Source organism: Pseudomonas sp. DF5 (assembly GCF_058148225.1).
This window is the reverse complement of record NZ_JBYVYM010000054.1, coordinates 1-5,869: the sequence shown is the minus strand read 5'-3', so window position 1 is coordinate 5,869 and position 5,869 is coordinate 1. Positions and strand designations below refer to the sequence as shown.

At 60.6% G+C, this 5,869-nt stretch carries 2 protein-coding genes; one reads left to right on the top strand and one right to left on the bottom strand.

The features are described from left to right. Nucleotides 1-42: 42 nt before the first annotated feature. On the bottom strand, nt 43-4,953 hold the full coding sequence (locus AC30D7_RS28645; RefSeq protein ID WP_490136316.1) for an NAD-glutamate dehydrogenase: 4,911 nt from the start codon (nt 4,951-4,953) through the stop codon (nt 43-45). A gap of 516 nt (nt 4,954-5,469) precedes the next feature. On the opposite strand from AC30D7_RS28645, the gene AC30D7_RS28640 reads away from it, so the two are divergent. Then, a complete protein-coding gene (locus tag AC30D7_RS28640; protein WP_490136315.1) occupies nt 5,470-5,823 on the top strand; it encodes a hypothetical protein in 354 nt (117 codons plus the stop codon). Nucleotides 5,824-5,869: the final 46 nt, after the last annotated feature.

Below are 5,869 nucleotides of genomic sequence, written 5' to 3'. Positions count from 1 at the left end.
CCCCGCCTCTCTCGAGACGGGGCTTTTTCATTCAACGCTCAATCAGGCAGCCGGTTCCAGCTCGGCGCCCGCAGTACTAGTAGTTACAGCGGCAGGTATTACCGCTTGACCACTCAACGCCACATCCAGCAATTCACGGTTGGCTACCGCGTACATGGCGTAGTCAGTGCCGCTGGCGGCACGGATTTCCACCAGCATGGCGCGCCAGCGTTCGATCATGCCTTCGTGCTGCTCCATCCACAGCTCCAGGCGTGTTTCCACGTCCTGGGTGCCGTCGCCCTGTTGCAGGACCGAGATGGTGATCGCACGTTGTTGCCAGTCGACGTCATCGCGGAACGCTTCACGGGCCAGGGCTTGCCAGTTGTTTTCAACCGGCAGTGCGCTGATCTGTTGCAGGTACCAGGTGATGTCCAGCGCACTGCCCACGGCGAAGTAGGCCTTGGCCACATCTGCCGGATCCTGGCCGGTCACGTCGGAGGCTTCGATGATCGGCAGCAGGGTGTACAGGTGCGTGGTGCCAGCCACCATGCGTGCCAGCAACTCCGGCACACCGGCTTCGACGTACGCCTGATAGCGAGCCTGCCAGGTGTCGCGAATCTCGCCACTGAGCAGTTCGTCAAGCTTGAGGCCCAACTCTTTCAGGTGCGGACCGAAATGCGCGACGTCACGGGCAGCGTTCTGCTCGTTGCGGCGGGCACGCAGGAACCAGCGCGTAGCGCGACGGCCCAGACGCATCAGCTCGTCCATCAGCTCCAGTTGCACATCAGCGGAGACCAGGTAGTCCAGGGACTCGATCTGACGGAACCAATGCGGGAGGTGGAAAATGTCACGCACGATCACATATGCACCGGCCACGTTCGCCGGGCTCATGCCGGTCGACTCTTTGAGCCGTTGAACGAAGGTGATGCCCATGTGGTTGACCAGATCGTTGGCGATCTGGGTGCTGACGATTTCGCGCTTCAGACGGTGACGGCGCATGGCGGCAGAGAACTTGCTGACCAGCGTCGGCGGGAAAGCGGTTTCCATGTCGCGGGTCAGGTAGTCGTCGTCCGGCACCAGGGAGCCCAGCAACTGCTCCTTGAGGTCGATCTTGCTGTAGGAGATCAGCACCGACAGCTCGGCACGGGTCAGGCCATGGCCTGCCGCGACGCGCTCGTTGATCGCGTCTTCCGACGGCAGGAACTCGATGGCGCGATCCAGCTTGCCACGGGCTTCCAGATCGTTCATCAGGCGCTTGTATTCAGCGATCCGTGGCAAGGCACGACGGGCCGCCAGGGACAGTGCCTGGGTCTGCTTGTAGTTGTTGCCCAACACCAGGCCACCGACTTCGTCGGTCATGCTCGCCAGCAACTGGTTACGTTGCTTGTCGGTCATGTCGCCGGCCTGAACCACTTCGTTCAGCAGGATCTTGATGTTCACTTCGTGGTCGGAGCAGTCCACGCCACCGGCGTTGTCAATGAAGTCGGTGTTGGAACCGCCGCCATTGAGGCCGAACTCGACGCGACCCAGTTGGGTCATGCCCAGGTTACCGCCCTCGCCCACAACCTTGCAGCGCAGTTCGTTACCGTTCACGCGCAGTGCATCGTTGGCCTTGTCGCCGACATCGGCGTGGCTTTCGCTGCTGGCTTTGACGTACGTGCCGATACCGCCGTTCCACAACAGGTCCACCGGAGCCTTGAGCAAGGCATTGAGCAGTTCGGTCGGGGTCAGCTTGTCGGCCTGAATGTCGAAGCGCTCTTTCATCTGCTCGGAGATGGCAATGCTCTTCGCGCTACGGGAGAAGATACCGCCGCCTTCGGACATGATGCTGGTGTCGTAATCCGACCAGGCCGAACGCGGCAGGTCGAACAGGCGCTGACGCTCGGCGAAGCTGCTGGCAGGCTCCGGGTTCGGGTCGATGAAGATGTGCAGGTGGTTGAAGGCTGCGACCAGTTGCAGCTTGTCGGACATCAGCAAGCCGTTACCGAACACGTCACCGGCCATGTCGCCGACGCCCACCACGGTGATGCTGTCTTCCTGGACGTTGATGCCGCGTTCGCGGAAGTGGCGTTGTACGCCGACCCACGCGCCCTTGGCAGTGATGCCCATTTTCTTGTGGTCGTAACCGGCGGAACCGCCAGATGCGAACGCGTCGCCGAGCCAGAAGCCGTAGTCGATGGCGATGCCGTTGGCGATGTCGGAGAAGGTCGCAGTGCCCTTGTCCGCTGCCACAACCAGGTACGGGTCATCGTCGTCATGACGCACGACGTTGGCCGGCGGTACCAGCGCGCCGTCTTTCAGGTTGTCGGTGATGTCCAACAGGCCCGAGATGAAGATGCGGTAGCAGGCAATGCCCTCGGCCGCGATCTCGTCACGGCTGCCGCCCAGTGGCAGGCGACGCGGCAGGAAGCCGCCCTTCGCACCCACCGGCACGATGACCGAGTTCTTCACTTGCTGGGCTTTTACCAGGCCCAGGACTTCGGTGCGGAAGTCTTCTTCACGGTCGGACCAGCGCAGACCGCCGCGAGCCACGTTGCCGAAGCGCAGGTGCACGCCTTCGACGCGTGGCGAGTAAACGAAGATTTCGAACTTCGGAACCGGCTTCGGCAGCTCTGGAATCTGGTGCGGGTTGAACTTGAAGCTGAAGTAGGACTTGTTCTGACCGTGTGCATCGGTCTGGTAGAAGTTGGTCCGCAGAGTCGCTTTGATCAGGTCCAGGTAACGACGCAGGATGCGGTCTTCGTTGAGCACCTGAACGTCGTCCAGCGCACTCAGAATCGCGTGTTCCAGGCGTTGTTGCTTGTCTTCCAGATCGTCACTGGCCAGCTTGCGCGCCAGGTAGAAACGGGTTTTGAACAACCGGGTCAACTCGCGAGCGATGTCGGTGTGGTTGTTCAGGGTGCTGGCGATGTAACCCAGGTCGAAGCCCAGACGGATCTGCTTCATGTAACGGGCATAGGCGCGCAGCAGCGCCACGTCGCGCCATGGCAGGCCGGCGGTCAGCACCAGACGGTTGAAGGCATCGTTCTCGGCATCGCCACGCACGATGTGGACGAAAGCGTCCTGCAAGGTGTCGTTGAGTTGCTGGATGTCGAGCTCCAAGCCTTCGGCAGCCGTGAACGCGAAGTCGTGAATCCAGAACTCGCGGCCGCTGTTGTGGCGCAGGCGATACGGGAATTCACCCAGCACGCGCAGGCCGAGGTTTTCCAGGATCGGCAGCACGTCGGACAGTGCCAGCGGGGTGTCGGCGTGATACAGCTTGCAATGCAGCATGCGCTGACCGGCGACCTGGGCCAGCGGCTGATAGAAGCTCATCACCAGCGGATTTTTTTCGCTCAGGCTCAGCAGGTGCTGCATGTCGACCACCGCCGAGTGGGCGGCGAAACGCTCGCGGTAACCAGCCGGGAAGCCTTTCGGGAAGTCGGCCAGCACGTTGGTGCCCTGGGCTTCACCGAAGCTTTCGACGGTCAGCGCAGCGTAGTCGTCCTGCCAGCTGCGGCAGGCCTGCACCACTTCTTTCTCCAGCAGAACCGGGTCGATGTCCAGACGGTTCTTCGGGTCGACCCGCAGAATCAGTTGCACACGGGCCAGTACGGACTCGGAGAAGAAGGTCCAGAACTCGCAGTCAGTGGCTTTCAGGCGATCCATCAGCACTTGCTGGATCTTCTGGCGCACTTCGGTGGAGTAGATGTCGCGCGGCACATAGGCCAGGCAGTAGCAGAAACGGCCGTACGGGTCTTTGCGCAGGAACACGCGGATCTTGTTGCGCTCCTGGATCTGCACGATCGACATCACGGTGGTGAACAGCTCGTCCACCGGCGTCTGGAACAGGTCGTCACGCGGCAGCACTTCGAGCACCTGGGCCAGTTCCTTGCCCAGGTGAGCCTTGGCCTGGAAGCCCGAACGCTTCTCGATAACCTCGACCTTGCGACGGATGTAAGGAATGACCCGCACGCTTTCGCCATACACCGACGAGGTGTACAGGCCCATGAAGCGGCATTCCTTGATGACGTTGCCATTGGCATCGATCTGGCGGATCGACACGTAGTCCGGGTACGCCGGACGGTGCACACGGCTTGGATGCGCAGCCTTGGCGAACGACAGCGGCGTCGGTTCGCGCAGGTAGTTGACGGCGTAGTCTTCGATGCGCAGGTCATCGACGGTCAGGCCGGCGCGCAGCAGTTTGGTCAGGCCGAGGAACGAGTTCTGGTCATAGACGATATGACCGCCGTTCTGATCCTCGCCCACCACGAACTCTTCGTAGCCCAGGAAGGTGAAGTGGTTGCCCACCAGCCACTCCAGGAAGCTCTTGATTTCGGATTTTTCGTCGGCGTCGACAACGAACTGGCTGTTGTCGATGCCTTCGATCATCTCCTGGACTTTGGCTTTCATCGGTTCGAAATCGGCGACCGCAACGCGGACTTCACCGAGAACCTGCTCCAGCTCTTTGGTCAGGACATTCAATTCGGCCGCGTTGGCGCAACGGTCGATTTCCAGGTACATCAGCGATTCTTGCAGAATGCCTTCGCCCTGGGTGCCCTTGGGCAGGATTTCCAGCAGCTCGCCCTTGCTGTCGCGCCGCACGCTCAGCACAGTGGTTTGCAGAGTATGAATGCTGTAACCGCGACGATTCAGCTCGGTACGCACCGAGTCCACCAGGAATGGCAGGTCGTGATGCAGCACTTCGACCGCGGTGTGGGTCGACTGCCAGCCGTGGCGTTCGTAATCGGGATTGTAGACACGCACTTGCGAATGAGCGTGATCGAAGCGCTCAAGCAGGCGCCACGCAGAAAGGGTGCAACCGGCGAGGTCGGACAGCCGACGCTGGGTCAGCTCGTCGAGGGAAATGATGCCGAAGAATTGTTCGGCGAACAGCGCCACTTGTGGCAGTGCCTGTTCACTGATGTGCTGCGCCAGTGCCGCTTGCAGTTGGTGCTGGAAGTCGGCTTTGCTGGCTGCGGTGAAGAACGCCATCTGTGGTACTCCGCTTGGGCTTGTTATTGATGGAAGCGTCGCGTGCAAACCCCTTTCGGGGTAATCCGTCACCCTGTTCCTGATTCTCGGGCAGAGGAAACAGGACGACAGTTGGGTGAAGCTGGACGAGACACTCAGGTCACATTCACCTTCCATTGAATGGGCATCTGCAAAAACGACTGTCGGGCGCCACTGTCGGGCCCCTCGGCAATGCCTTTACGGGTGCTCATCCGTTGCGCAGCTTAACCAGTGCGGCAAGGGCCGTGCTTGCAGCGCTGCGACATATTCGGTCATCGGCACGTAACTCGCGGCATGCGCCTCGAACAACACTAGCAGCCGTGCAGAAAAATGGGCGTTTTATGCCCGGATTTACGGCACCTTCGTCCCAGAAATGACTCGAGATGCATCGGATGTTCACGACACATCCTCTGACACTCAGCCAAGCAGAAATTCCCGAGGGCTGGCAGAATTGCCGTTTGTTGTGTTCACAACGCTCGCCGAGCCAGGATTTTTCCCATGCAAATCACAACCGACCTCTTGATCGTCAACCCGTGCGACGACGAAGAAGACAATCTGGCCATGCTCTGCTGCACCAGTGCCGAGGGCGAAATGTTCCTGATGAGCCGCTTTCCGGACGAGGACGAGCTGGAAATCATCTTCCACGACAAGCCTTCGGCCCTGGACGGCGTGAAAGTCACCCTCAGCCCTGACCGTCTGCTGATCGAAATCGCCGCCGTGGACGCCGATGCGCTGGATGGCAATGATTCGCTGGAAATCCTGCACAGTACCGATGCGCAGGACCTGGCTGAAGTGGAAGAAACCTTGCAGAACATCCTTAAAGGCACCGGCACTTACATCAGCCAGCTCTGATGGTGTTCGGGCGGGCCTCATCGCGGGCAAGCCCGCTCCCACAGGA